This window comes from Ferruginivarius sediminum (assembly GCF_003344765.1).
In the GTDB taxonomy this organism is placed as follows: Bacteria; Pseudomonadota; Alphaproteobacteria; order Kiloniellales; family Rhodovibrionaceae; genus Ferruginivarius; species Ferruginivarius sediminum.
The window spans coordinates 278,065-300,356 of sequence record NZ_QPMH01000003.1 but is presented as its reverse complement, the minus strand read 5'-3'; the positions used below and the strand labels follow the sequence as shown (position 1 = coordinate 300,356).

At 67.7% G+C, this 22,292-nt stretch carries 24 protein-coding genes; 14 read left to right on the top strand and 10 right to left on the bottom strand.

Annotated elements, in window-relative coordinates; genetic code table 11:
- Window positions 1–161: 161 nt before the first annotated feature.
- Complete coding sequence (locus tag DRB17_RS05150) at window positions 162–1,496, top strand: ABC transporter substrate-binding protein (protein WP_114581104.1); 1,335 nt, start codon at window positions 162–164, stop codon at window positions 1,494–1,496.
- A gap of 109 nt (window positions 1,497–1,605) precedes the next feature.
- Here DRB17_RS05150 and DRB17_RS20815 read toward each other — a convergent pair whose 3' ends face one another.
- On the bottom strand, window positions 1,606–1,728 hold the full coding sequence (locus DRB17_RS20815) for a hypothetical protein (protein WP_277738563.1): 123 nt from the start codon (window positions 1,726–1,728) through the stop codon (window positions 1,606–1,608).
- Window positions 1,729–1,801: 73 nt separating this feature from the next.
- Between DRB17_RS20815 and DRB17_RS05145 the strand changes: the two genes are divergently transcribed.
- Genes DRB17_RS05145 through DRB17_RS05130 form a run of 4 tightly spaced genes read left to right on the top strand, consistent with a single transcriptional unit; the run spans window position 1,802 to window position 6,284 of the window.
- Complete coding sequence (locus tag DRB17_RS05145; protein ID WP_241503747.1) at window positions 1,802–2,611, top strand: ABC transporter ATP-binding protein; 810 nt, start codon at window positions 1,802–1,804, stop codon at window positions 2,609–2,611.
- Between the two features lies 1 nt (window position 2,612).
- Window positions 2,613–3,347 carry an ABC transporter permease subunit gene (locus DRB17_RS05140; RefSeq protein ID WP_114581103.1) on the top strand — a complete coding sequence of 245 codons (735 nt, stop codon included), beginning with the start codon at window positions 2,613–2,615 and terminating at the stop codon, window positions 3,345–3,347.
- A gap of 3 nt (window positions 3,348–3,350) precedes the next feature.
- Complete coding sequence (locus DRB17_RS05135) at window positions 3,351–5,234, top strand: Gldg family protein (protein WP_114581102.1); 1,884 nt, start codon at window positions 3,351–3,353, stop codon at window positions 5,232–5,234.
- A 12-nt stretch (window positions 5,235–5,246) separates the two neighbouring features.
- The gene (locus DRB17_RS05130) at window positions 5,247–6,284 is read left to right on the top strand and encodes a DUF4340 domain-containing protein (protein ID WP_114581101.1); all 1,038 of its coding nucleotides are present in this window, start codon (window positions 5,247–5,249) and stop codon (window positions 6,282–6,284) included.
- 46 nt (window positions 6,285–6,330) lie between these two features.
- On the opposite strand, the gene DRB17_RS05125 is transcribed toward DRB17_RS05130, so the two are convergent.
- Window positions 6,331–7,416, bottom strand: a complete 1,086-nt coding sequence (locus tag DRB17_RS05125; RefSeq protein WP_114581100.1) for a hypothetical protein — start codon at window positions 7,414–7,416, stop codon at window positions 6,331–6,333.
- A 338-nt stretch (window positions 7,417–7,754) separates the two neighbouring features.
- Here DRB17_RS05125 and DRB17_RS20415 point away from each other — a divergent pair, with 338 nt between their 5' ends.
- The 3 genes from DRB17_RS20415 to DRB17_RS05110 are packed head-to-tail and all read left to right on the top strand — an operon-like array spanning window position 7,755 to window position 10,183.
- A complete protein-coding gene (locus tag DRB17_RS20415; RefSeq protein WP_114581099.1) occupies window positions 7,755–8,750 on the top strand; it encodes a hypothetical protein in 996 nt (331 codons plus the stop codon).
- A 33-nt stretch (window positions 8,751–8,783) separates the two neighbouring features.
- Window positions 8,784–9,824, top strand: a complete 1,041-nt coding sequence (locus DRB17_RS05115) for a cytochrome-c peroxidase (RefSeq protein ID WP_206607786.1) — start codon at window positions 8,784–8,786, stop codon at window positions 9,822–9,824.
- Window positions 9,821–10,183, top strand: a complete 363-nt coding sequence (locus DRB17_RS05110) for a cupredoxin domain-containing protein (RefSeq protein ID WP_114581098.1) — start codon at window positions 9,821–9,823, stop codon at window positions 10,181–10,183. Before DRB17_RS05115 ends, DRB17_RS05110 begins: the two co-directional genes overlap by 4 nt.
- A 12-nt stretch (window positions 10,184–10,195) precedes the next feature.
- On the opposite strand, the gene DRB17_RS05105 is transcribed toward DRB17_RS05110, so the two are convergent.
- The 4 genes from DRB17_RS05105 to DRB17_RS05090 are packed head-to-tail and all read right to left on the bottom strand — an operon-like array spanning window position 10,196 to window position 14,018.
- Window positions 10,196–11,443: a branched-chain amino acid ABC transporter permease gene (locus tag DRB17_RS05105; RefSeq protein WP_114581097.1), complete on the bottom strand. Its 1,248-nt coding sequence runs from the start codon at window positions 11,441–11,443 to the stop codon at window positions 10,196–10,198.
- 4 nt (window positions 11,444–11,447) lie between these two features.
- A complete protein-coding gene (locus tag DRB17_RS05100) occupies window positions 11,448–12,512 on the bottom strand; it encodes a branched-chain amino acid ABC transporter permease (protein ID WP_114581096.1) in 1,065 nt (354 codons plus the stop codon).
- Window positions 12,513–12,517: 5 nt separating this feature from the next.
- On the bottom strand, window positions 12,518–13,225 hold the full coding sequence (locus DRB17_RS05095; RefSeq protein ID WP_114581173.1) for an ABC transporter ATP-binding protein: 708 nt from the start codon (window positions 13,223–13,225) through the stop codon (window positions 12,518–12,520).
- The gene (locus tag DRB17_RS05090) at window positions 13,206–14,018 is read right to left on the bottom strand and encodes an ABC transporter ATP-binding protein (protein WP_241503746.1); all 813 of its coding nucleotides are present in this window, start codon (window positions 14,016–14,018) and stop codon (window positions 13,206–13,208) included. The genes DRB17_RS05095 and DRB17_RS05090 overlap by 20 nt, the downstream gene beginning before the upstream one ends.
- Before the next feature lie 182 nt (window positions 14,019–14,200).
- On the opposite strand from DRB17_RS05090, the gene DRB17_RS05085 reads away from it, so the two are divergent.
- Window positions 14,201–14,464: a hypothetical protein gene (locus DRB17_RS05085; protein WP_114581095.1), complete on the top strand. Its 264-nt coding sequence runs from the start codon at window positions 14,201–14,203 to the stop codon at window positions 14,462–14,464.
- A 113-nt stretch (window positions 14,465–14,577) separates the two neighbouring features.
- Window positions 14,578–15,471, top strand: a complete 894-nt coding sequence (locus DRB17_RS05080) for a bifunctional transcriptional activator/DNA repair enzyme AdaA (protein ID WP_114581094.1) — start codon at window positions 14,578–14,580, stop codon at window positions 15,469–15,471.
- Here DRB17_RS05080 and pdxR read toward each other — a convergent pair.
- On the bottom strand, window positions 15,468–16,952 hold the full coding sequence (gene pdxR, locus DRB17_RS05075) for a MocR-like pyridoxine biosynthesis transcription factor PdxR (RefSeq protein WP_114581093.1): 1,485 nt from the start codon (window positions 16,950–16,952) through the stop codon (window positions 15,468–15,470). The genes DRB17_RS05080 and pdxR overlap by 4 nt on opposite strands.
- 104 nt (window positions 16,953–17,056) lie before the next feature.
- Here pdxR and DRB17_RS05070 point away from each other — a divergent pair, with 104 nt between their 5' ends.
- Together DRB17_RS05070 and DRB17_RS05065 are read left to right on the top strand one after the other, a co-directional pair.
- A complete protein-coding gene (locus DRB17_RS05070) occupies window positions 17,057–17,734 on the top strand; it encodes a pyridoxamine 5'-phosphate oxidase family protein (protein WP_114581092.1) in 678 nt (225 codons plus the stop codon).
- Window positions 17,735–17,745: 11 nt separating this feature from the next.
- Window positions 17,746–18,081, top strand: coding sequence for a cupin domain-containing protein (locus DRB17_RS05065; RefSeq protein WP_114581091.1), 336 nt, complete (start codon window positions 17,746–17,748; stop codon window positions 18,079–18,081).
- A gap of 14 nt (window positions 18,082–18,095) precedes the next feature.
- Here DRB17_RS05065 and DRB17_RS05060 read toward each other — a convergent pair whose 3' ends face one another.
- Both DRB17_RS05060 and DRB17_RS20905 read right to left on the bottom strand, forming a co-directional pair.
- A complete protein-coding gene (locus DRB17_RS05060) occupies window positions 18,096–18,557 on the bottom strand; it encodes a c-type cytochrome (protein WP_114581172.1) in 462 nt (153 codons plus the stop codon).
- Window positions 18,558–18,660: 103 nt separating this feature from the next.
- Complete coding sequence (locus DRB17_RS20905) at window positions 18,661–18,918, bottom strand: DUF1674 domain-containing protein (protein ID WP_114581090.1); 258 nt, start codon at window positions 18,916–18,918, stop codon at window positions 18,661–18,663.
- Window positions 18,919–19,043: 125 nt separating this feature from the next.
- Between DRB17_RS20905 and htpX the strand changes: the two genes are divergently transcribed.
- The gene (htpX, locus tag DRB17_RS05050) at window positions 19,044–19,943 is read left to right on the top strand and encodes a zinc metalloprotease HtpX (RefSeq protein ID WP_114581089.1); all 900 of its coding nucleotides are present in this window, start codon (window positions 19,044–19,046) and stop codon (window positions 19,941–19,943) included.
- 44 nt (window positions 19,944–19,987) lie between these two features.
- Window positions 19,988–21,313 (top strand): 16S rRNA (cytosine(967)-C(5))-methyltransferase RsmB, encoded by a 1,326-nt coding sequence (gene rsmB, locus DRB17_RS05045; RefSeq protein WP_114581088.1) that lies wholly within the window; start codon window positions 19,988–19,990, stop codon window positions 21,311–21,313.
- Here the strand turns inward: rsmB and DRB17_RS05040 are convergent.
- A complete protein-coding gene (locus tag DRB17_RS05040) occupies window positions 21,310–22,206 on the bottom strand; it encodes a LysR substrate-binding domain-containing protein (RefSeq protein ID WP_114581171.1) in 897 nt (298 codons plus the stop codon). The genes rsmB and DRB17_RS05040 overlap by 4 nt on opposite strands.
- Between the last annotated feature and the right edge of the window lie 86 nt (window positions 22,207–22,292).

The window sequence follows — 22,292 nt, the reverse complement described above, 5'->3', positions numbered from 1 at the left end:
GATCCGATGAAGGCTCATCTCCGGTTATGACGCCCGCATGGGCGACTGCGTCGAAAACGCGCGTTTTTAATATTGAGACCGCACATGTTAAGCTTCAACGTTCGACCCGCCACTTCAGGGTCTATCGACCCGATCACATCTGAAGGAAGGGAGGCGCAGTCATGAGCAACCAATCGCGTCACGTGACTTTCGGGCGGCGCGGCTTCATGAAAACTGCCGGCGTTGCCGGCGGCGCATTCGCCCTGAGTAGCGCGCTGCCCATGCGCGTGTTCGCCAAGCCGGCCCAGGTGAAGGTCGGCCAGATCGCGCCGATGACTGGTTCGGCCGCGGAGTTCGGTCCCTTCTACCGCGACGGTGCGCAGCTTGCGATCGATCATATCAACGCCGCCGCGAGGGAGGTCTTCGGCGGCCCGATCATCTCCGCCCACATTACGGAGGACACCAACACCCTGCCCACCCCCGCCATCGAGTCCGCGCGCAAGCTGGTCGAGGCCGACGGCGTGGCCGCGATCATCGGCGGCTGGTCCAGCGGCGTGACCGTGGCCACGGCGACATCGGTGTCGATCCCTTCCGGCGTGGTGCAGATCTCGAACGGCTCGACCTCGCCGCTGATCTCCGTCCTGCCGGAGGACCGCGAGGCGGACATGCTGTTCCGCACCACGTCCTCCGACGCCTTGCAGGGCGTCGTCGCCGCCCAGCTCGCCAACGGCGAGATCATGGAGGACTACAAGTTCAAGACCGCATCCACGATCTTCGTGAACAATCCGTACGGCCAGGGCCTGTCGAACGCCTTCGCCCGGTCGTTCCAGCTTCGCGGCGGCACGGTGCATGCCCAAGTGCCGCATCCGGAGGAGGTGCAGCCGACCTACAAGTCACAGCTTGCCGTGGCTTTGAAGGACGAGCCCGACCTGCTGGTGGCGTGCAGCTATCCGGGTCACACGGCGACCTTCCTGAAGGAATGCCGCGACGTTTTCGGCTTCACCAACTGGCAGTTCGTGGATGGCAACAAGTCGACCAAGGTGCTGGACGCGGTGGGCGCCGGCGACCTTGTCGGGAAGATGGGCACGGCCCCCGGCCAGGATCCCTCGATCCCCGCCTTCAAGAACTTCGCCGAGGCCTTGGAGAAGGAATTCGGCCATGACCGCGTGCCGCCGTTCACCGAGTCCGCCTATGACGCCGGCATGGTGATCGGACTTGCCATCGCCAAGGCCATCGCCGAGGACGGCGGCGAGATCAACGGCCGCGTGCTGCGCGACAACCTTCGCCCGGTCGCGAACCCGCCGGGTCAGACAATCGTCGGCGGCGACATGGAAAGCCTGGTCGCCGGCATGCAGGCGATCAAGGAAGGCAAGGACGTCGACTACTCTGGCGCCGCCGGCGCCTGCGACTTCGACGACAACGGCGACGTCAAGACGCCGATTGCCTTGTGGAAGTACACCGAAGACGGTACCGAGACGGTGCAGATCCAGAGCGCGGAGAATATCCCCTCTGAATAACGCCATCGCCGCCAGCCGGCATGGTGGGCGGGGCCCTTTTTCGGAAGGGGCCCCGCTTCTCGTCGTGTCCGTGTTTGCGGGATTGCGTTCCGGACGCCGAATGTCAGCGTTAATCCGGGTTCGAGGTCATGCCGAAATCGGCGATGTCCCAGATTCCGACTCCATCGACGAATGCGACAACGGCAATGATGATAGCGATGACAATGAGAACCTTGCGCGGACCCTCGGGCACCAGCGCCTCCTTTCAATGGTCGTTTGACCGTCGGGACGGGTTGTAACGTTTCACCACGGCATATAAAAGCGCCATGGTGCGTCGCGCACTGCATAAGCTGCTGCGCGCGCTGATGTTTCTGTCCCACGACGCCGGGTGTCGCCACGTGGAAGCCGTGCTCGAGGTCGAGGCACTGACGAAACGGTTCGACCGTCTGGTCGCCGCCGACCGGGTGACGTTCTCGCTCGCCCGCGGCGAGGTGCTGGGCTTCCTGGGGCCGAACGGGGCCGGCAAGTCGACGACCATGCGTATGATCGCCGGCTTCCTGCCCCCGACATCCGGGACGGCCAGGGTTTGCGGGCACGACGTCGTGACCGCGCCCATCGCGGCGCGGCGGGCCCTGGGCTATCTGCCGGAAGGCGCGCCGCTTTATGGTGAGATGACGCCGGCCGGGCTGCTGGATTTCGTCGCGCGGGCACGCGGATTTCGCGGCGCGGCGAAGGCGAGCCGCGTTTCCCGGGCCGTCGAGCGGCTGGAGCTTGAGCGGGTGCTGCACCAGCCGATCGACACGCTGTCGAAGGGGTTCCGTCGTCGCGTCGGCTTGGCGCAGGCGATCCTGCACGAGCCGGGCGTGCTGATCCTGGACGAGCCGACCGATGGTCTGGACCCGAACCAGAAGCGCCAGGTCCGCGCCCTGCTGCGGGAGTTGAGCGCGAACACCGCCATCGTCGTCTCCACGCATATCCTGGAGGAGGTCGAGGCCGTGTGCAGCCGCGCCATCGTTATCGCCGGCGGCCGGGTCGTCGTCGACTCCACGCCCTCGGAACTCGCGGCGCGTGGGCCCCTCGACGAGGTATTCCATGCATTGACCCGTCCGAGCGAAGCCGCGGCGGCGGAGGCCTAGGATGGGGAACGTGGCCACGGTCTGCCGCCGCGAGCTTGCCGCCTATTTCAACTTGTCGCTGGCTTATGTCTTCATCACCATCTTCATCGCGCTCTCGGCCGCGCTGACATTCCACCTGGGCGGCTTCTTCGCGCGTGGGCAGGCCGACCTGCAGCCGTTCTTCACGTTCCATCCCTGGCTGTACCTGTTCCTGATTCCCGCCATCGGGATGCGCCTGTGGGCGGAAGAGCGGAAAACCGGCACGATCGAACTGATCGCCGCGCTGCCGCTTTCGACGCCGCAACTGGTTCTGGGCAAGTTCCTCGCGGGCTGGATCTTCGCCGCCATCGCGCTGGCGCTGACCGGGGCGATGTGGATCACCGTCACCGTGCTGGGCGAGCCGGACCATGGCGCCATCCTGGCGGCCTATCTCGGCTCGTGGCTGATGGCGGGCGGCTATCTGGCGGTCAGCGCCTGCGCCTCGGCCCTGACCCGCAACCAGGTCGTCGCCTTCATCCTGGCGGCGGCGGCGTGCTTTGTGCTGCTGACGGCGGGAACGGATATCGTGCAGGGCGCGCTGCGCGGCTGGGCGCCGGACGCCCTGGTCGCCGCGGTCGCCTCGCTGTCGTTCCTGACCAACTTCCAGGCCGTCGCGCGTGGCGTCATCGAACTGCGCGACCTCGTGTTCTTTCTGGCCCTGATCGGGGTGGCACTGTTCATTAACGTCATGCTGGTCGAACTGAAGCGGGCGAGTTGAGGGATGCGCTGGCCGAACCCCCGCATCGACCGCGACACCCTGGCCGTCCTCGGCATCGCGCTGGCGGTCGTCCTGTTCCTGTCGCTGAACCTGCTGGCCAGCACGACGCTGGGGCGGGTGCGCGTCGATCTGACGGAAGACGGGCGCTACACCCTGTCGGAAGGCACGCGCCGCACCTTGTCGCGGATCGAGGAGCCGGTGACGCTGCGCCTTTACATGTCGGAGGGCCTGCGCGAGGTCAGCCCCCGGCTGGCCGACCATGCGGGGCGCGTGCGCGATCTGCTGGAACGCTACGTCCGGCTCTCCGGCGGCGCCATCGAGCTTGAGGTCCTGCGCCCCGAGCCCTTCTCGCCGGAGGAGGATCAAGCGGTCGCGGACGGCTTGCGCGCGATGCCGGCGGGCAACGGGCGCGACAGCCTGTATTTCGGCCTGTCCGGCACCAACAGCACCGACGATCACGAGGCGATTCCCCTTTTCAGCCCCGAGCGCACGGCCTTCCTGGAATACGACGTGACGCGCCTGGTCCACGCCCTGGCGAACCCGCGCAAGCCGGTCGTCGGCATCCTGGGCGCGCTGCCGATGACCGGCAATATGGCGACCGGAGAGAAGCCCTGGCGCGTTGTAGAGCTGATGCGCCAATCCTACCGAGTTCGTTCGGTCAAGCCGGATGACGGGGAAGTCGACCCGGAGATCGACATCCTGCTTCTGGCGCAGCCGCACGGGCTGAGCGACACGGCGCGCTACGCGGTCGATCAGTTCCTGATGCGCGGCGGCAGGATCCTGGCCTTCGCCGATCCCTTCGCCGAAGTGTTCGGCTATCGACAGGAGGCCGGAGGGAACGGTACGGCGGCCCGCCTGGATGCGGGAACGCAGGCGCTGCTGGAGGGCTGGGGCGTGCGCATTGAGCCCGATACGGTCGTTGCCGACCGGACCCATGCGCGCGAGGTTCGCAGCCGTGTCGGCGGACGCGATACCGTTGTCGGCTACGTCGGCTGGCTGGCGCTGTCGGGCGACGCCCTGGCCACGGACGATGCCGTCACCGCCAACCTGTCACAGCTTGCCCTGAAATCGGCCGGCGCGATCGAGGCCCGGGACGGCACGTCGGCCCGGATGACGCCGCTGGCAAGGTCCAGCACGCAGTCCATGCCGCTTTCCGTGGAGATCGTGGCGAACTTCCCGAACCCGGCGAAGCTGCTCTCGGACTTCAAGGCGGAAGATCGGCGCTATACCTTGGCCGCGCGCATCGACGGTCCATTCCAGACTGCTTTCCCCGACGGCCCGCCGGACGGCACCGATGAGAGCGGGCACAAGACCGGTAGCGGCGAGGGCGCCCACGTTATCCTGGTCGCCGATGCCGACATGCTGGCTGACGACGCCTGGACCCAGAGCCGGCAGCGCAACGGCGAAAGCGTCAGCGTCCCCTACGCCAACAACGGCGATTTCGTCGTCAACGCGCTGGATAACCTCAGCGGCGGCAGCGACCTGATCGGCCTGCGCGGGCGCGGCCTGGACGACCGGCCCTTCACCATGCTGGAGCGCATGCGCCAGGAGGCCGAGGATCGCTATCGCAGTCGGGAGCAGCGCCTGATCGAGCGGATCAACGAAGGCAAGGCCCGCATCCGCGAACTCCGCCGGCGCGAGGTGGAGACCGGTGTGGTTATGACCGACGCGCAGCGCGAGGAAGTCGAACGCCTGCGCGAGGATATGCTGGAAGCGCGGCAGGCGCTGCGCGAGGTGCAGCACAAGCTGCACGAGGACGTGGAGCGCGTGCGGGCGGTCGCCCGCGCCGCCAACATCTGGGGCATGCCCGCGCTGGTGATCGTCTTTGCCGTGGCCCACGGCGCCCTTCGCCGCCGGCGCCGCCAACGCTCCGTCACGGGCAGCTAGAAAGGGGCGGGGATGCGGCCGAGATCGTTCCTGGTGCTGCTTATCGTCACGGTCGTGGTCACGCTCGCGGCCTTTGCCAGCTATCTGGGCGAAAGCCGGCATGACACCGTGCGTCTCGACGGCGAGCCGGTATTGCCCGGCTTCGGTGAGCAGGTTTCTAAGGTGCGCACGGTGGAGGTGGTGACAGGCGGCGGCGGCTACACCCTGGAAAGGCGCGGCGACGGCTGGGTTGCGGCCAGCACGTACGGCTATCCGGTGGAGGATCAGCAGGTGCGGCGCATGCTGGTCGGCCTCGCCGGGCTGGAGAAGATCGCCGCCAAGACCCGCCGGGCCGACCTCTACCCGCGCCTCAACGTCGAGGACCCGGACAGGCCGGGGGCCGGTTCGCGGCTGGTCCGCCTGCTGGGCGCGGACGGCGAGGTGCTGGCGGCGCTGATCGTCGGCAAGCAGCGCCACAACCGTACCGGGTGGGAGGACAAGGGAACCTATGTCCGCCGCCCCGGCGAGGCGCGCGCGTGGCTGGCTTCGGGTCTCGTGGACCTGTCGGACGGTATCTATCCCTGGCTGGAGACCGACGTGGTGGATATCGCGCCGGGCGACATCCGCCGGGTGGAGATCCGCCCGCGCGAGGGCACCCGTCTGCTGGCGGTTCGCCCGGAAAGGGGCGCGCCGGCGATGGGTGTCGCCGACGTGCCGCCGGGGCGGCAGCCGGATGTCGCGAAGATCCGGCGCCTGGGCTCCGTCCTCGCCAAGGTGAAGCTGGACGGCGTGCGGCCCGAGGGCGAGATGGACTTCACGGATTCACTGGCCCGTGCGGAGATCCTGACCTTCGACGGCCTGCGTTTCACGACGGAGATCGCGCGCCACGAGGGCCACTACTGGCTGCGCCTGCGGGCCGAGCCCTCACCAGAAGCAGGCGCCGAGGCGGCGGCGCACGCGAAACGACTGTCGGCCCGGATCGACGGCTGGGCCTATCAGGTGGCGGACTACATCGGCGAGCGGCTGTCGCTGTCGCTGGAGGATGTGCTGCGGGCGGAGACGGCCTCCTGACGCCGCACCGCGGGTCGGAGGCCGCCGTGGCCCTGGTTTGCCCGGTTCAGCCGGAAACCGAGAAATCCAGGCTGTAGGTCAGCAATACGCCGATGACGTGGCTGTCCACCTCGACTTCCTCGACGTACTTGTAGCCGATATCGGCCGTCAGCCCGTTCGCGAAGGCGTAGCCTGCGGAAAGCTGGATCTGGCCGTCGTCGGTGTCGTTTCCGCCGCCGGCGTCGGTAAAGCGCCCGGTGTAGGAAACGGCGGCATTCCAGGGGCCGTGCAGCACGGTCGCGCCGGTTGTCAGGTAGTTGCGGTCCTCATCGCCGCCGTCGAAACCGTCGAAGGCCGCGACTTCGATCAGCGGTTCGACCGCGGTATCCTCGCCAAGCGCGAAGCTGCCGTTCAGGCCGGCGACGAAGCCGGTCTGGTCGTCGCTGTCGCCGACGCCCGCCTCCTGATGCTGCACGCCGAGATGATATCCGATGGGTGCGCTGCTAAAGCCTTCGCCGTCGAGGGTCACGGAGAACGAGGAGAAGTCTTCCGTGTTGCTGACGCCGCCGTCGGCCTCGTCCAGCTCGCCGCGGTCGGTGATGACGGACTCGCTGAGGAAGGTCGTATCGGCGAAGAAGGTGTTGGCGGCAAGGCGGTGCGTGCCGAAGCCCTCGCCGCCCAGACCACCTTCCCCGAAGACCAGCGCGCCGCCGGCGCCGATCCGTTCGGTGATCTCGTAATCCTCGGCCAGATCGGTGCCGTAGATGCCGGGCGCGATGTCCCAGGCGGTGCCGAAGGACGGGTTGAACTTGCCGCCGTAGACGTCGAAGCCGTCGCCGGAATAGTTCACGTAGAGTTCTTCGGCGTAAAGGCCGTGATCCTCGAAGACGCGGTCGTCGCCGGGGTCGGGGTCCTGCACCGGCTCAAGGACGAAGCCCGCTTCAAGCGAAAGCTGGCGCGTCGCCTTGAAGGAGAAATAGGGCTCCGTCGTCGTATAGAGGTCGTTCAGCTCGGCGTCAGAATCATCGGAATCGTCGGAGTCGGCGACATAGTCGTCCTGGATCTCGATCCCGATCTCCGCGTCCAGGCGCGGATAAGCCGCCTCGTCCTGCGCGTACGCCGGGCCGACGGCGAGACCTGCCGCGCAAAGCATCGCACATGCGCCGGCAAGGCACGTGGTTCCTGGTGTCGTGAATCGTATCGGTTTCTTGTCCCCCTCTTGGCTGCCCGATGTCCGCCGCACGCGCGGTTGCCGCGGCACCGCGCTGTCGATCGTCTTTAGGCTTGAGTGCAAATGATAAGCATTTGCATCTTTGCGGCGCAGCGGTATCCTGAAGGAACAGGCTGGTTCGGGGCTGTTTCCCGGATGACGCCGCGACGATCTTCTATTGCAAATGCAAGTCATTCGCAATAGCTTCGGTGCATCCGCTGCCGGAGGCCAGCGATCCAGCGACGCCGCCGGTGCGCCAGAGATTTCATCAAGGGGGAAACATGACGAACAACCGCGTGAAGCTATGGGTCGGCCTCGGCGCCTTCGTATTCGCCGCCGGTGCCGGTGAGCACGCGGCCGAGCCGGCCGCTGCCGAGACGCTGGCCGAGGCGCCGGCGAAGACAGCGACCTACGCGCCGCCGCGGACCATGACCGCGATCCAGCTTGCCTCCGCCGGCGGCGAGGGCGGCGAGGGTGCTGAAGGCGGTGAAGGCGGTGAAGGCGGTGAAGGTGGCGAAGGTGGCGAAGGCGGAGAGGGCGGCGAAGGCGGTGCCGGCGCCGGCCTGTCGGCCGACCAGGGCTACCTGACGCAGCTCATGCTGATGCACGGGCACCTGCGGATCGGCAAGGAGATCTTCGACGCCGGGAAGCCGGAGGATGCGGTGATGCACTTCCGCCACCCGGTCGAGGAGATCTACGCAGGCCTCGCCCCCGCGCTCGAAAGCCGCGGCGTCGCCGGCTTCAAGGGCGAATTGGAAGAACTGGCGGAGCATGTGGAGGCGAACGACGCCTCCAAGGTCCACGCCTATCTCGACAAGGTGCTCTCGCACGTCGATTCGGCGCAGGACGCCATCGCGCCCTCGGTCCAGTCCGACCCCAGCTTCGTCGTCCCGGTGGTCGTTGCGTTATTGAAACAATCGGCGGCCGAGTACGGCGCGGCGATCAAGGACGGGCGTGTCGTCAACGTCGCCGAATACCAGGACAGCCGCGGTTTCGTCTGGGCCGGGCGCGATCTCCTGGGTTCCGTCGCCTCGCGCCTTTACGACCGCGACGCCCATGATTTCGAGGAAGTCGTCGAGAAGTACGAGGACCTGATGCAGGCCTGGCCGAACGCCATGCCGCCGCACGATCCGGTGATGACGCCCTCGGAAGTCAACGCCGCCGTGTCGCTTGTCGAGCTTGAACTGAACGGCTTCGTCACCGAGAGCTATGGCGGTGAGCAAGGCGGCGAAGGTGGAGAAGGCGGAGAAGGTGGAGAGGGCGGCGAAACCGGCTGACCCATCTCTGCGGACGCGGTGTTGAAGGGATATATGCGAAGCGTGCGAATCGGCCTGTTCGCGGCGAGCATCGTTGCGGCCGTCGCGGTCGGCGTTGCCGGCTGGGCGCTGTGGCGACCGGGCCCGGACATCGAGACGATGAAGGCACGCTTCGCACGCCCCGAAGCACCGCCGTTCCCCTCCGGCAACGCATTCACGCCCGAAAAGGCGCGGCTTGGAAAGACGTTGTTCTTCGATCCGCGCCTATCCGGGGCGAACGACCTGGCGTGTAGCGGTTGCCACCTGCCGGAAAAGGGCTGGGAGGACGGCCGCCCCACGGCGGTCGGCGCCGGCGGCAAGGCCGTGGGTCGCCATACGCCCACGCTCTGGAACGTTGCCTGGGGGCATACCTTCTTCTGGGACGGCCGCGCGCGCAGCCTTGAGCAACAGGCAGCGATGCCCATAGAGGCCCCGAACGAGATGAACCAGCCCCTGGCCGGGCTGGTCGCGGAGCTTCGTGCGGTTCCGGGCTACCGCAAGGCATTTGCCGAAGCCTTCCCGCAGGCGGAGGAAGCGGTCTCGGCGGATAACCTGCGCAAGGCCATCGCCACTTTCGAGCGTACGCTGGTGCAGCCGATGACGCCTTTCGACCGCTGGGTGGCGGGCGACGCCGAGGCGATTGGCGACAGCGCCAGGCGAGGCTTCCGGCTTTTCAACGGCAAGGCGCGATGCGTCGAATGCCACGGCGGCTGGAACTTCACCAACGGTGCCTTCCACGACATCGGCCTGCCGGCGACGGAAGACAAAGGACGCGGTCCTGTCATCGACGTTGCCGAGGTGAACAACGCCTTCAAGGCACCGACGCTTCGCGACGTCACGCGCCGCGCGCCCTACATGCACGACGGCTCGCTGCCGACGATGGAGGCCGTGATCGCCCACTACGAGGGCGCCTTCGCGCGCCGCCCGACACTTTCGCCGGACCTGGAGGCCATAGAATTGAGCGGGCGGGAGGAACGGGACCTGATCGCCTTCCTCAAGACCCTGGAAACGCCGGCAACCGCCCGACCGTCGACGGCGCCGGAGCTGCCGGAATGATCCGCCCGGCGGCCTGCCTTGCGCTGATAGCCGTCCTGGCCGTGGCCGCCTGCGACGGTTCGGACGATGCAGGGCCGCCGAAGGTCAGCCAGAAGGGCAAGGCGTTCCACCCCGACAGCCTCGACATCGCGGCGGGCCAGACGGTGGTGCTGCACAATGACGACACGCGAACGCACAACATCCGCGTGTTCCATCCCGCCATGGATTTCAACAGCGGCAGCCAGAAGCCCGGCGAGGACATGCGCCTGACCTTCGAGGACGCGGGCACGTACTTCGTCACCTGCGGCATCCATCCGCGGATGGAACTGAAGGTCGAAGTTGCGCCGCCGGACGGCAAGGGCGCGGATGAGGCTGAGTAAGCCGTCGTCCCTTTACGAGGCGGTCTCCGCTTCCTCCTCCCGCGCCTGCTTGCGCCGTCCCCGGCCGATGCCGGTCTTCGCCAGGAAGCGGCTCACCACCTTTTCTTCCGCGATCAGGCCCTGCGGGCGGTACAGCACGATGCCGGCCAGCAGGATCGCCACCAGAAGCCAGCGCAGGTAGGCGCTGCGCGCCGGCAGGTCCTGGCTGATCTGGGCCAGCGTCGGCTCGATCATGCCGGTGAGGAAGGCGGTCCCGCTCCACACACCCCAGATGATGAAGGCGCCCAGGATCGCACCCTTGTTATTGCCGCTGCCGCCCAGCATCAGCATCACCCAGACGATGAAGGTGGCGAAGAGCGGGTTGAAGTGGCTGTAGTCGATGGTGACCGCATAGTGCGCGTAGAGCCCGCCGCCCAGGCCCATCACCGCCGCGCCGACGACGAACGACTGAATGCGGAAGCTGGTGATGTTCTTGCCGTTCATCGCCGCCGACTGCTCCTCGTCGCGCACGGCGCGAAGCACGCGGCCCCAGGGCGAGCGCGTGGCCGTCTCGACCAGCAGGTAGGTCAGCGCCAGCAGAACGGTGACGACGCACAGGTAGAAGTAGATGTAGTCGCGCGGCTCCAGCGGCTGCAGCAGCGTGGCCAGCGGACCGGGCGCGCAGCTTGGCTCGTCGAACAGGCAGTGCAGGGGACGCGGGATGCCGCGCAGGGGCTGCGGGCCGTTCGCCAGCCAGCGCTCGTTCTGGAAGATCAGGCGGATGATCTCGGCGATGCCGATGGTGGCGATGGCCAGGAAGTCCATGCGCAGGCGCAGGACTGGAATCGCGATCAGGAACGCCACGAAGCCGGAGACGATGGCGGCGGCCAGGATGCCGATCAGGAACGGCGCTTCGAAGCCGAAGGCCTGCTGCGTGTACTGCGCCATGACGCCGGTCGGCGCGGCTGTCGTGAACAGCGCGCTGGTGAACGCGCCGACGGCGAAGAACCCGGCGATGCCGAAATTCAGGTGCCCGGTGAAACCCCACTGCGTGTTCAGCCCCAGTGTCAGGATGGCGTAGATGCCCGCCATGATGCTGAAACTGACCAGATAGGACAGCTTCCCCGATGGCAGCAGGTTCGAAATGATAAGCGCCAGCACGAAGGCACCGACGAGGGCCACGGGGATACGCAGCGCCCAGCGCAGCGGCACCAGCTTCAGCCCCAGCAGCAACAGGGGCACGGCCAGGAAGACCGACTTGGCGACGAGAGCCTGATCCATGACGCTACTCCGTTCCGCCGAAGAGGCCCTGCGGCCGGATCAACAGCGTCAGCACCATCAGGATGAAAGCGACGCCGGGGCCGTAGGCCGGATTGAGGAAGGCGGTCGAGACCTGCTGGGCCACGCCGATGATGAGCGCGCCCGCCAGCGCGCCGCGCGGGTTGCCGATGGAGCCCATGATCACCGCCGCGAACATCGGCAGCAGCAGCCAGAAGCCCATCTCGGGGCGAAGCTGCGAGGCCAGGCCATACATGGCCCCGCCGGCCGCCGCCAGGGCGCCGCCCATGAGCCATGTCCAGGCCACCACCCGCTCGGTGTTGATGCCGCGCACCTGCGCCAGCTCGGGATTGTTGGCGGTCGCCCGCATCGCCTTGCCCATCTTCGTGCGCTCAAGCAGCAGATAGACCGCGATCACCAGCACGATGGCGAGGCCAAGAATGAAGAACTGATCCGCCTGCACGCGGAGGCCGAACGGCAGGTCCAGCGCGGGGTTGGCACGGCCTTCGTAGTAGAACCTGAAATCGGAGCCCCACACCAGGTAGATGATGGAGCGCAGGAAGAACGCCATCGCCAACGAGGCCATCGCGAACAGCACCAGCGAGGCGTTGCGCTGACGCAGGCGGCGGTACATCACCCGGTCGATACCGATGGCGACTACGCCCACGACCGGCATCGAGACGATCAGCGCCACCAGGAACTCCCACCCGAACGAGAACGGGCGCAGCACTTCTCCCTGCGGGAGTGCCTGCATCACCGCGAAGGTGACATAAGCGCCCAGCGTCACCATCGCGCCATGTGAGAAGTTGGGGAACTTCAGCACGCCGTAGCACAGCGTGAGCCCGATGCTGCCCAGGCCGATCACGCCCCCCAGCATGATGCCCCAGACCGTCAGCGACAGGATGCGCCCGGCCGAGACGTCCTGCACGATCGCCAGTACCACGATCAGCGCCAGCAAGCCCGCCAGGATGACGGCCATCGCCGTGCGCGTCTGCAGCGCCGCGCGGATGCGCTCGTCCAGGCGAGGCGTCAACTCCGGCGCCTGGGCCGTCGGATCTTGCGTTGCGTTCATGCGCTTCAGCCTCCCAGGTAGAGCCGGCCCACGTCGGGATCGTTCAGCAGCGCCTGCCCGGTCCCCTCGAAGCGGTTCTCGCCGTTGGCCAGGACGTAGCCACGATGCGCCATGCGCAGCGACTGCGTGGCGTTCTGCTCCACCATCATGATGGCAAGCCCGGTTTCGTTGATCCGGACGATACGCTCGAAGATGTGGTCCACCATCTTGGGCGCGAGACCGGCCGAAGGTTCGTCAAGCAGGATCAGCTTCGGGTCCAGCATCAGCGCGCTGCCCATCGCCACCATCTGGCGCTCGCCGCCCGACATCTTGCCCGCGGCCTGGCGCCGGCGCTCCTTCAGGCGGGGGAACAGCTCGAAGATCTTTTCCTTTCGCGCCCCGATATCGCCGTCCTTCAGGACGAAGGCGCCCATCTCCAGGTTCTCCTCCACCGTAAGCTGGGTGAAGACGTTCGCGACCTGCGGCACGTAGCACATGCCCGTCTCGACGATCTGATAGGGCTCCAGCCGCGAGATGTCCCGGCCCTCGAAGTGGATCGCCCCCTGCCAGGGGTGCAGCAGGCCGAAGACCGCCTTCATCAGCGTCGACTTGCCCGCGCCGTTCGGCCCAATGATGGAGACGATCTCGCCCTCGGCCACCTCCACGGAGAGCTCGCGCAACACCTCCATGTCGCCGTAGCCGCAGGTGATGTTCTCAACCTTCAGCAGCGGCATACTGGCCTCCCAGGTAGGCATCGAGCACGCGCTTGTCGCTGCGCACCTCGTCGGGCGTGCCCTGCATCAGCTTGCGGCCTTCGCTCATCACGATCACCGGGTCGCACAGCCTCATCACCAGGTCCATGTCGTGCTCGATCAACAGGAAGATGATGCCGCGTTCCCGGCAGAGATACTCGATGTTGCCGACGAGACGCTTCATCAGTGTGCGGTTGACGCCCGCCCCCGGCTCGTCCAGCAGCACCATTTCCGGCTCCGCCATCAGCGTGCGGCCAAGTTCCAGCAGCTTCTTCTGGCCGCCGGAGAGCTTGCCGGCGTATTCGTCGCGCAGGTGGTCCAGCTCGATGAAATCCAGCACCTCGATGGCGCGCTTGCGGGTCTCGTCCTCCTGGCGGCGCACGTGACCCGGCCGCAGCCAGGCATTCCAGATACGCTCCCCGCTCTGTTCGGAAGCCACCAGCATCAGGTTCTCGATCACAGTCATGCTGGGGTGCTCGCGCGGGATCTGGAAGGTGCGGCAGAGCTTCTTATCGAAGATGCGATGGGCGGGCAGGTTGGTGATGTCGTCGCCCTTGAAGCGCACGCGTCCCGCATCCGGGCTGATGAAGCCGGTGATGATGTTGAACAGCGTCGTCTTGCCCGCACCGTTCGGCCCGATCAGGCCGGTGATAGTGCCGCGCTGAACGTCGAACGTGCAGTGGTCGATGGCGCGCAGGCCACCGAAGTTCTTGACGAGATCCTGCACGCTCAACAGCGTTTCGCCGGCGCGCGGCCGGCCCTGCGATGTCGTCACTGGCCTATCCCTCGCGTCCCTGCGGATTGTCGTTGTTGCCGCGTGCAGCGTTATGCCACGGTGCGGTTCGAAACGAAACCGGGTCTCTGGATCGCTGACGCGCGGGCGTTGTCATCGGCCTCGAATTTACCGATCCTTAATGGGTTCCGTGGCAACGTCAAGGCGGGGAGAATACGTTTGCAATGCAGATTCCAGGCGGTCAGGTCAATCCGGGTCTCAGCTTTTTCCGCGCCCTTCAGGGGCTGACGGAGCGTCCGCAGCAGCCGGCGCAGACCGCGCAGCAGACCTCGACCGCACGCGCCACCGACACGGATGAGGCGACGCTGAAGGCTCGCAGCGAAGTGCAGCAGGCCAGCCGCCCCGCTGACCCGACCGAAAGCGCCGCCCGCGCTGCCGAAACGGGCGCCCGCCACCCTCGCGGCAGCTTCGTCGACATCACTGTGTAGCGTCTTTCGACCGGCCGTGCAGACGCGGGTCGTTCCTGCATGTCTTTACGGTGTATCGGTGGCGCGCAAGCTTCGGATAGCACCTCTGCTGCGACACGCCTATCCTTCGGTGCATGAGCGAGAGAACCATCACAACCCAGCCATCCGCGGCGGATCGCCAGTTGGCGCTCGTCCGCCGCGCGTGCGCGATTCTCGAAGAAGCCGACGGCGAGCGCCTGACGCTGGCCGAGCTTGCCGCGCGGCTTGACGTCAGCCCCTGGCACTTGCAGCGGCTGTTCCGCCGCATCGTAGGCGTCAGCCCGCGCGACTACGCGGATGCCAGACGCGATGCCCGGTTCCGCGCCGAACTGCGAAGCGGCGAGTCGGTCACCTCGGCCACCTATGGCGCCGGCTATGGCTCGTCCAGCAGGGTCTACGAGGACGCGGCCCGGCGGCTTGGCATGACACCCGCCAGCTATGCCAAGGGCGGGGCCGGGGCGCGCATCGCTTTCGGCACCATCGATTCGCCGCTGGGCCTGCTGATCGTGGCGGCGACCGACAAGGGCGTGTGCTTCGTCGCCTTGGGTGACTCGGACGAATATCTGGAACACGAACTGCGCCAGGAGTTTCCCAAGGCCGACGAGATCCGGCGCGACGACGAGGCCATCCGCCCAGCGCTGGAGGTGTTGCTCGACTACCTCACCGGCCGCACGCCGCACATGGACCTGCCGCTCGACGTGCGCGCGACGGCCTTTCAGCGCCGTGTCTGGCAGGGTCTGCTCGCCATTCCCTACGGCGAGACGCGCACCTACAAGCAGCTTGCCGAATCGCTGGGTATCCCGAAGGGCCAGCGCGCGGTCGGCAGCGCCTGCGCGCGCAATCCGGTGTCGCTTCTGGTGCCCTGCCACCGCGCGCTGCGCGGGGATGGCGGCTTCGGCGGCTATCGCTGGGGGGTGAAGCGGAAGAAGGCGCTGCTGGAGCGGGAGAGCCAGGGGACGACACCGCCCGGCGACCCCGCCTCGCCCTAAGCGGCAAGCGCCCGCGCCAACCGTCGGACAGCCGGGGCGATCTCGCTTTCCGGCACGCCGGCATAGCCCAGCAGAAGACCCTGCCGGTAGGGCGTGGCGAAGTGATAATCGGCAAGCGCGGGGGCCGTGACGCCCGCGTCCAGCGCCCGCGCCGCCGCCTGCCAGTCGTTCATCCGCGCCGCCAGGGCAGGGGCAAGGGCCGCCACCAGATGCATCCCGGCGGCATCGGGCGCGACCTCCAGCAAGCCCGCCAGCTCTTGCTCCGCCGCACCGACAAGCGCGTCCTGCCGGGCCTTGTAAAGACGCCGCATCCGTCGCAGGTGCGCGGCGAAGTGCCCCTCCGCGATGAACGCCGCAAGGGCCGGCTGCGCCACGATGCCCGGATGGTCGTCCAGCGCCCGCCGCGCCCTTGCAAGCGGTTCCACCAGATCGTCCGGCACGACGAGGTAGCCGATGCGCAGACCCGGGAACAGCACCTTCGAGAAGGTACCGAGATAGATCACCCGGCCGCCGCGATCGAGGCTCTGCAAGGCCGCTAGCGGCGGTCCGGCATAGCGATACTCGCTGTCGTAATCGTCCTCGACGATCCAGGCGTCCGCCGCCCGCGCCCAGTCGAGCAGTTGCAGGCGGCGCGGCAGGCTCATCACGGTGCCCATCGGATATTGATGCGACGGCGAAACGACCGCCAGCCGCGCATCGGAGGCTGTCTTCCGGCCGGCGGCGATGTCCAGCCCCTCATCGTCCAGCGGCACCGGCACCACTCGCGCACCGGCGGCCGTCAATGCGCCGCGCAGCCCGCCATAGCCTGGCTCCTCCACCCACGCCGCTTCGCCAGGGTCAAGGAGCAGCCGTGCGACGATGTCCAACGCCTGCTGCGCCCCGCTGGTGACGAACACCTGCCGCCAGTCGCAATCCAGCCCGCGCGCCCCGCGCAGGTAATCGGCGATGGCCTGACGCAGCGGACGGTATCCGCCCGCATCCCCATGGCGTGTCAACGCGCCCGTGTCCCCGCGCCACGGCCGGGTCAACAGGCGGCGCCAGAGCTCGAAGGGAAACAGCGTGGTATCGGGCACGCCGGGCTCGAAAGCCGATGGCCGTTCGCCGCGCACCGGGAAGAGCGCGGCCAGCGTCCGGCCCCGGTGCGACAGGACCCGCCGGCCCGCATCTTCGCTCTCCGCCGGCGAAGCCTCTTTCGGCAAAAGGCCCTCCGGCAGTACCCGGCTGACATAGGTGCCAGAGCCGGAGCGTCCATCCAGATAGCCTTCCGCGAAAAGCTGGTCGAACGCGCTCAACACCGTGTTGCGGGCGCAGCCCAGTTCGCGCGCCAGCGCCCGGCTCGACGGCAACCGGGCACCGGGCGCCAGCCGCCCGGCCAGCATGGCTTCGCGAAGCTGGCGATATAGCTGGCGGTGCAGCGGCGTGGCGCCGGCGGCGTCAAGGGAAAGCGAAACCAGCGCACTGCGGTCGGCGCGGCGGGGCATGATGTCCTCTTGAAAACGGTCCCTATAGAAAGACACAAGCGGCCCTCGCGGCACAACCGCTTTGCCGGGATACTCGGCGAAACCGAGCGACAGGAGGAACGACCATGACCCCGCCCGACGGCACCGCGCCGGACGCTTACGCCAAGACGGACCGCAGCCGGATCCGGCGCAACAACGTCCGTGCGCGCTATGACCGGGAGGCCGTGCACGGCGTATTGGATGCCGGACTGATGTGCCACGTCGCCTATGTCTTCGACGGCCAGCCTTACGTAACGTCGACGGCCTATTGGCGCAGCGGCGCGTATGTCTATTGGCACGGCTCCAGTGCCAGCCGGATGATCCGCCGCGTCGGGGTCGGCGTCCCGGTGTGTTTCTCCGTCGCGCTGCTCGACGGCGTGGTCCTGGCGCGCAGCGGCTTCCATCACTCGTTCAATTACCGCTCGGTGGTGGCCTATGGCACGGCCGAGGAGATCGAGGATACGGACGAGAAGCTGCACGCGCTGGAGGCTTTTACCGAACGGCTGGTGCCCGGCCGCTGGGCCGAGCTGCGCGCGCCGACGGAACAGGAAATGAAGGCCACCGCCGTCATGCGGATGGAGCTGCGCGAGGTTGCGGCCAAGATCCGGCAGGGGCCGCCCAGCGACGACGCGGAGGACATGGACGCGCCCGTGTGGGCCGGCGTGCTGCCGACGCACCGCGCCTTTGGCCGGCCCGAGGCGGACCCGGCGATGCGGCAAGGCATTCGCGAACCCGATTACCTGAAGCACATTCGTTTCGATTGAGGGAGGCGGATATGGCGGAACCGGAAGGCGGCTGGCGCATCACGGCGGAGCAGGCTCGAAACGTCGAGCCGGACCCGGGCCGCGGCTCGGCGCTTTTGATGCGCCACGGCACCATGACCCTGCGCCACTATGCCCCGCGCGGTCACGACCCCCAGAAGCCGCATCGTCAGGACGAGCTTTACGTCGTGCTCTCGGGTACCGGCACGTTCATGCGCAACGGCAAGCGCACGCCCTTCGCGCCGGGCGACGTTCTGTTCGCGGCGGCGGGCGACGATCACCGCTTCGAGGAGTTCAGCGACGATTTCGAGACCTGGGTGATGTTCTACGGCCCCGAAGGCGGGGAATAGGCCGTTCCGGCCGCCTAACCCTGCCGGTCGTCGAGGGTGGCCTGGCGCTCCTGGATGTCCTCGGGCCACTGCGACTTGATGTAACCGAGGATGACGCGCATCTCGCGGTTGTCGAGCCGGTCGCCGAAACCCTTCATGTCGGATTCGTAGCCGTCCGGGGCCAGCGCCTCGACGCCCTGGTCGATGATGGCCAGAAGCTGTTCATCCGGGTGGTGCCACGTGTGGCCAGAGCCATCGAGCGGCGGGGCGGGCATCTTTCCGTCCGGCTTCCGCTCGCGCCAGTTCGGCTGTCCCTGCCGGTTCATGCCATGGCATGTCGCGCAGTTCTGCTGATAGAGCCGCCCGCCCAGCTTGAGGTCCGCCTGCGAGAGCGAATCCGCTTTCGCCGGCTCCTGGAGCAGCCCACCTTCGAAAACCGCCCAGCCGCCAGCGGCAACCGCGACGGCGACACCCGCGACAGCCAGCTTCCAACGCATCGCCACGTTTCCGGTTCCTTCCATCTGGATGCGAATACCGCCGTAGGTTTTCCGCCTTCCAGTTGGAGGAACGTCAAGCGCCTTGGTGGGCTATGCGTGTCGATCAGAAATCGTAGCAGATGCCGCCGCGTTCCCAGTCGCCATAGCGCGTGGGCTCGGGACCGTCGGGGCCGCCGATCTCCTTCGGCTTTCCGGCCGTCTCGTCCGTTGTGGCCGGGGCGGTGGATGCATCGGCTTCCCCGGCGCGCGCGGCCTGCTCCAGCTTCTCGCGGTCGACGGGGTGGGCGGGCTGACGGCCCGACGCTTGCGGTGCGCGCCGTTTCGCCGGCTTGGGAACGAGGCTTTTGAACAGCTTGGTCATGGCACTTTCCGATATGGCATGTGGCGGCGGCGCAGGCAACGCCGGGCAGACTTGAACGGCAGTTCCGCCCCGCCCAGATAAAATGCGGCTCACCATGGAGCTTATCCACGGGAATTCGAACGGTGATGAATACGCTTCGCACATTCGTGCTTCTTGCGGCCCTGACCGCGATCTTTCTGGCGGCCGGCTGGCTTGTCGCCGGAGAGGGCGGGCTTTTGATCGCGTTCGTGCTGGCGCTGGGCATGAACCTGTTCAGCTATTGGAACGCGGACAAGATCGTGCTGCGGATGTACCACGCGCGCGAGGTGGATCAGAACACCGCGCCGCAGTTCCATGGCATTGTTGCACAGTTGGCCGAGAACGCCTCCCTGCCGATGCCGAAGGTCTACATCATCGACAACGACCAGCCGAACGCCTTCGCCACTGGGCGCAATCCCGAGAACGCCGCCGTCGCCGCCACAACGGGCCTGCTGCGCCGCCTGTCGAGCCAGGAGGTCGCTGGCGTCATGGCGCACGAGCTTGCGCACGTGAAGAACCGCGACACGCTGACGATGACCATCACGGCGACCATCGCGGGCGCCATCTCCATGCTGGCCAACTTCGCGATGTTCGCGGGCCTGTTCGGCGGCAACAACCGCGACAATCCGCTGGGCGGCATGGGCGCGCTGCTGGTGGCGCTGCTGGCGCCGCTGGCCGCGATGCTGGTGCAGATGGGGATCAGCCGCACCCGCGAGTACGCCGCCGACAGGGCCGGCGCGGAGATCTGCGGCCAGCCGCTGTGGCTCGCCTCGGCGCTGGACAAGATCGCGGGCGCTGCCAAGTCGCACGAGAACCGCGTGGCCGAGAAGAACCCCGCGACGGCGCATATGTTCATCATCAACCCGCTGTCCGGCAAGCACTTCGGCAGCCTGTTCTCCACGCACCCCGCCACGAGCGAGCGGGTGGCCCGGCTGGAAGCGCTGGCCCGCGAGTGGGGCAAGACAGGCAGCGGCGGCGGCAATCGCCCGGCGAGCCCCTGGGGCTGAGAACGGCGTTGGTCGCCGGCTTGGGGCCGTGCTAGACCCCGCCCATGACGCAATCTCCCGACACTCCTAACCGCTCGGCCGGACGCGAGTCGCGCCGCGCCGCTTTCGAATGGATACGCCGCATCCTGCGCCAGGGCGAAACCCTGGAGGATGCCGGCGCCGCCATTCCCCGGCTTCGCGATCTGCAGCCGCGCGACCGCGCCTTCGCCAGGCTTCTCACCACGACGGTGTTGCGCCGGGTGGGCCAGCTCGACAACGCCATCGCCCGCTGCCTGGACAGGCCGTTGAAGGGCAAGCTGAACGCGGTCCAGGATTTACTGCGCCTGGGCGCGGCGCAGGTTCTGTTCCTCGACGTGCCGGCGCATGCCGCCGTTGGCGAGACGGTGGCGCTGGCCACCGGCGTGCGCGTCGGCCCGCATCAGGGGCTTCTCAACGCCGTGCTGCGGCGGCTTGTGCGCGAGCGCGAGGCCATCCTGGCCGATCAGGACGCCGAGCGCCGCAACACGCCCCGCTGGCTGTGGCAGGCGTGGTGCGAGACCTATGGCGAGGAAACGGCGCGCGCCATCGCCGCGCAGCACCTGCAAGAGCCGCCGCTCGACATCTCCGTCAAGGCGGACCGGGAGGCATGGGCCGAGCGGCTGGAGGCCGAGATTCTGCCGACGGGCACGCTGCGCCTGCCGCCGGGCTCGGGAGACGTGCGGCGGCTGCCGGGCTACGGCGACGGCGCCTGGTGGGTGCAGGACGCGGCCGCCGCGCTGCCCGCCCGCTTGCTGGGCGACGTCAGCGGCCGGCACATCCTCGACCTTTGCGCCGCGCCCGGCGGGAAGACGGCGCAGCTTGCCGCCGCCGGCGCCACGGTGCTGGCGGTCGACCGCTCCAAACAGCGCTTGCAGCAGCTTGGCGAGAACCTGAACCGGCTTTCCCTGGCCGCCGCGACGGTTGCCGCCGACCTGACGGAATGGACGCCGCCGCAGCCGGCCGAGGCGATCCTGCTGGATGCGCCATGCACGGCTACGGGCACTCTGCGCCGGCATCCCGACATCGCGCGCCTCAAGCGGCCGGAGGATGTGCCGTCCATGGCGGCGGTTCAGCGGGACCTGCTGGCGGCAGCGGCGCAGATGCTGGCACCGGGCGGCACGCTGGTCTACGCCGTCTGCTCGCTTCAGCCGGCGGAAGGGTCCGAGCAGGTCGACGTATTGTTGCAAAGCCGAAACGATTTGGAGCGCGTCCCGGTCCGACCGGAGGAAATCGGGGGACTTTCGGAGGCGATCACACCTGCAGGCGATCTGCGCACCTTGCCTTGCCACCTTGGGGAGCGCGGCGGGATGGACGGCTTCTACGCCTGCCGCCTGCACAAGCGCGAGAGCTAGTCCCGGTTCGGTCCAGGCGCCGCGATCTCCGACAACAGCCAGTCCCGGAACGCCTTGGTGTGCGGCGGCAAGGCCCGGCGGCGCGGGGTCAGGAGATGGAACCCCTCCGCCGGAATCCGCAGATCGAAGGGCGCCACAAGGTCGCCGCGTGCCAGCGCCTCCTCGGCATAGGTGGTGCGCGCCAGCGCCACGCCTGCGCCCCTTCGCGCGAGGTCGAGGGCGAGGACGCTGGTATCGCAGCTCACGCGGCCGGGCTCCGACGGTTCGCTTGCAACCCCCGCGGCCTTCAACCACTGCGGCCAGCCGGTCTCGAACCCGACCGTATGAAGAAGCGTATAGCCGGCAAGGTCGCCAGGCGCGGACAGTCGAGCCGCCAGGGCCGGCGTGCAGACGGGGAAATGCCATTCTTCGGTCAGTTGCTCGGCGGTGAAATCGGATTCCGTTGTCGTACCGTAACGAATCTCCAGATCGATGCCCTCGCTCCCCCGCGCGTCGTGCCACAGGCTGGTGACAAGGTTGATCGCGACGTCCGGATTGGCCTCCCGGAAGCGGCCAAGGCGTGGCACCAGCCACAGCGCGGCGAAGCCCAGCGTGGCGCGCACCGTCAGCGGCCGGTCGTCGCGGCTGCCGAAGATTTCCTCCGTCGCGTGGCCCAGCGTCTCGAACGCCTGATGCACTTTCGGCAGATAGGCGCGGCCGGCCTCGGTCAGTTCCAGGCTGCGTGCCAGACGGCGGAACAGGGGCTGGCCCAGCCGGCCTTCCAGTAAGCGAACCTGCTGGCTGACGGCGGACTGCGTGACGCCCAGTTCGCGTGCGGCCTCGGTAAAGCTCATGTGGCGGGCGGCGGCCTCGAAGGCGCGCAGCCAGTTCAGCGGCGGAAGCGACCCACTCATGCGGAAGCGGCCCATAAGTTTGTCTAAGTCTCAGCCGCGAGATTAATCGTTTGCGCAAGCCCGGGCGAGGACACAATTCTTCGAGG

Excerpts from the sequence above, each read along its gene's own strand:
- DRB17_RS05150 (WP_114581104.1), top strand. The coding sequence starts at position 162 with ATGAGCAACCAATCGCGTCACGTGACTTTCGGGCGGCGCGGCTTCATG.
- DRB17_RS05145 (WP_241503747.1), top strand. The coding sequence starts at position 1,802 with ATGGTGCGTCGCGCACTGCATAAGCTGCTGCGCGCGCTGATGTTTCTG.
- DRB17_RS05140 (WP_114581103.1), top strand. The coding sequence starts at position 2,613 with ATGGGGAACGTGGCCACGGTCTGCCGCCGCGAGCTTGCCGCCTATTTC.
- DRB17_RS05135 (WP_114581102.1), top strand. The coding sequence starts at position 3,351 with ATGCGCTGGCCGAACCCCCGCATCGACCGCGACACCCTGGCCGTCCTC.
- DRB17_RS05130 (WP_114581101.1), top strand. The coding sequence starts at position 5,247 with ATGCGGCCGAGATCGTTCCTGGTGCTGCTTATCGTCACGGTCGTGGTC.
- DRB17_RS05125 (WP_114581100.1), bottom strand. The coding sequence starts at position 7,416 with ATGCTTTGCGCGGCAGGTCTCGCCGTCGGCCCGGCGTACGCGCAGGAC.
- DRB17_RS20415 (WP_114581099.1), top strand. The coding sequence starts at position 7,755 with ATGACGAACAACCGCGTGAAGCTATGGGTCGGCCTCGGCGCCTTCGTA.
- DRB17_RS05115 (WP_206607786.1), top strand. The coding sequence starts at position 8,784 with ATGCGAAGCGTGCGAATCGGCCTGTTCGCGGCGAGCATCGTTGCGGCC.
- DRB17_RS05110 (WP_114581098.1), top strand. The coding sequence starts at position 9,821 with ATGATCCGCCCGGCGGCCTGCCTTGCGCTGATAGCCGTCCTGGCCGTG.
- DRB17_RS05105 (WP_114581097.1), bottom strand. The coding sequence starts at position 11,443 with ATGGATCAGGCTCTCGTCGCCAAGTCGGTCTTCCTGGCCGTGCCCCTG.
- DRB17_RS05100 (WP_114581096.1), bottom strand. The coding sequence starts at position 12,512 with ATGAACGCAACGCAAGATCCGACGGCCCAGGCGCCGGAGTTGACGCCT.
- DRB17_RS05095 (WP_114581173.1), bottom strand. The coding sequence starts at position 13,225 with ATGCCGCTGCTGAAGGTTGAGAACATCACCTGCGGCTACGGCGACATG.
- DRB17_RS05085 (WP_114581095.1), top strand. The coding sequence starts at position 14,201 with ATGCAGATTCCAGGCGGTCAGGTCAATCCGGGTCTCAGCTTTTTCCGC.
- DRB17_RS05080 (WP_114581094.1), top strand. The coding sequence starts at position 14,578 with ATGAGCGAGAGAACCATCACAACCCAGCCATCCGCGGCGGATCGCCAG.
- pdxR (WP_114581093.1), bottom strand. The coding sequence starts at position 16,952 with ATGCCCCGCCGCGCCGACCGCAGTGCGCTGGTTTCGCTTTCCCTTGAC.
- DRB17_RS05070 (WP_114581092.1), top strand. The coding sequence starts at position 17,057 with ATGACCCCGCCCGACGGCACCGCGCCGGACGCTTACGCCAAGACGGAC.
- DRB17_RS05065 (WP_114581091.1), top strand. The coding sequence starts at position 17,746 with ATGGCGGAACCGGAAGGCGGCTGGCGCATCACGGCGGAGCAGGCTCGA.
- DRB17_RS05060 (WP_114581172.1), bottom strand. The coding sequence starts at position 18,557 with ATGCGTTGGAAGCTGGCTGTCGCGGGTGTCGCCGTCGCGGTTGCCGCT.
- DRB17_RS20905 (WP_114581090.1), bottom strand. The coding sequence starts at position 18,918 with ATGACCAAGCTGTTCAAAAGCCTCGTTCCCAAGCCGGCGAAACGGCGC.
- htpX (WP_114581089.1), top strand. The coding sequence starts at position 19,044 with ATGAATACGCTTCGCACATTCGTGCTTCTTGCGGCCCTGACCGCGATC.
- rsmB (WP_114581088.1), top strand. The coding sequence starts at position 19,988 with ATGACGCAATCTCCCGACACTCCTAACCGCTCGGCCGGACGCGAGTCG.
- DRB17_RS05040 (WP_114581171.1), bottom strand. The coding sequence starts at position 22,206 with ATGAGTGGGTCGCTTCCGCCGCTGAACTGGCTGCGCGCCTTCGAGGCC.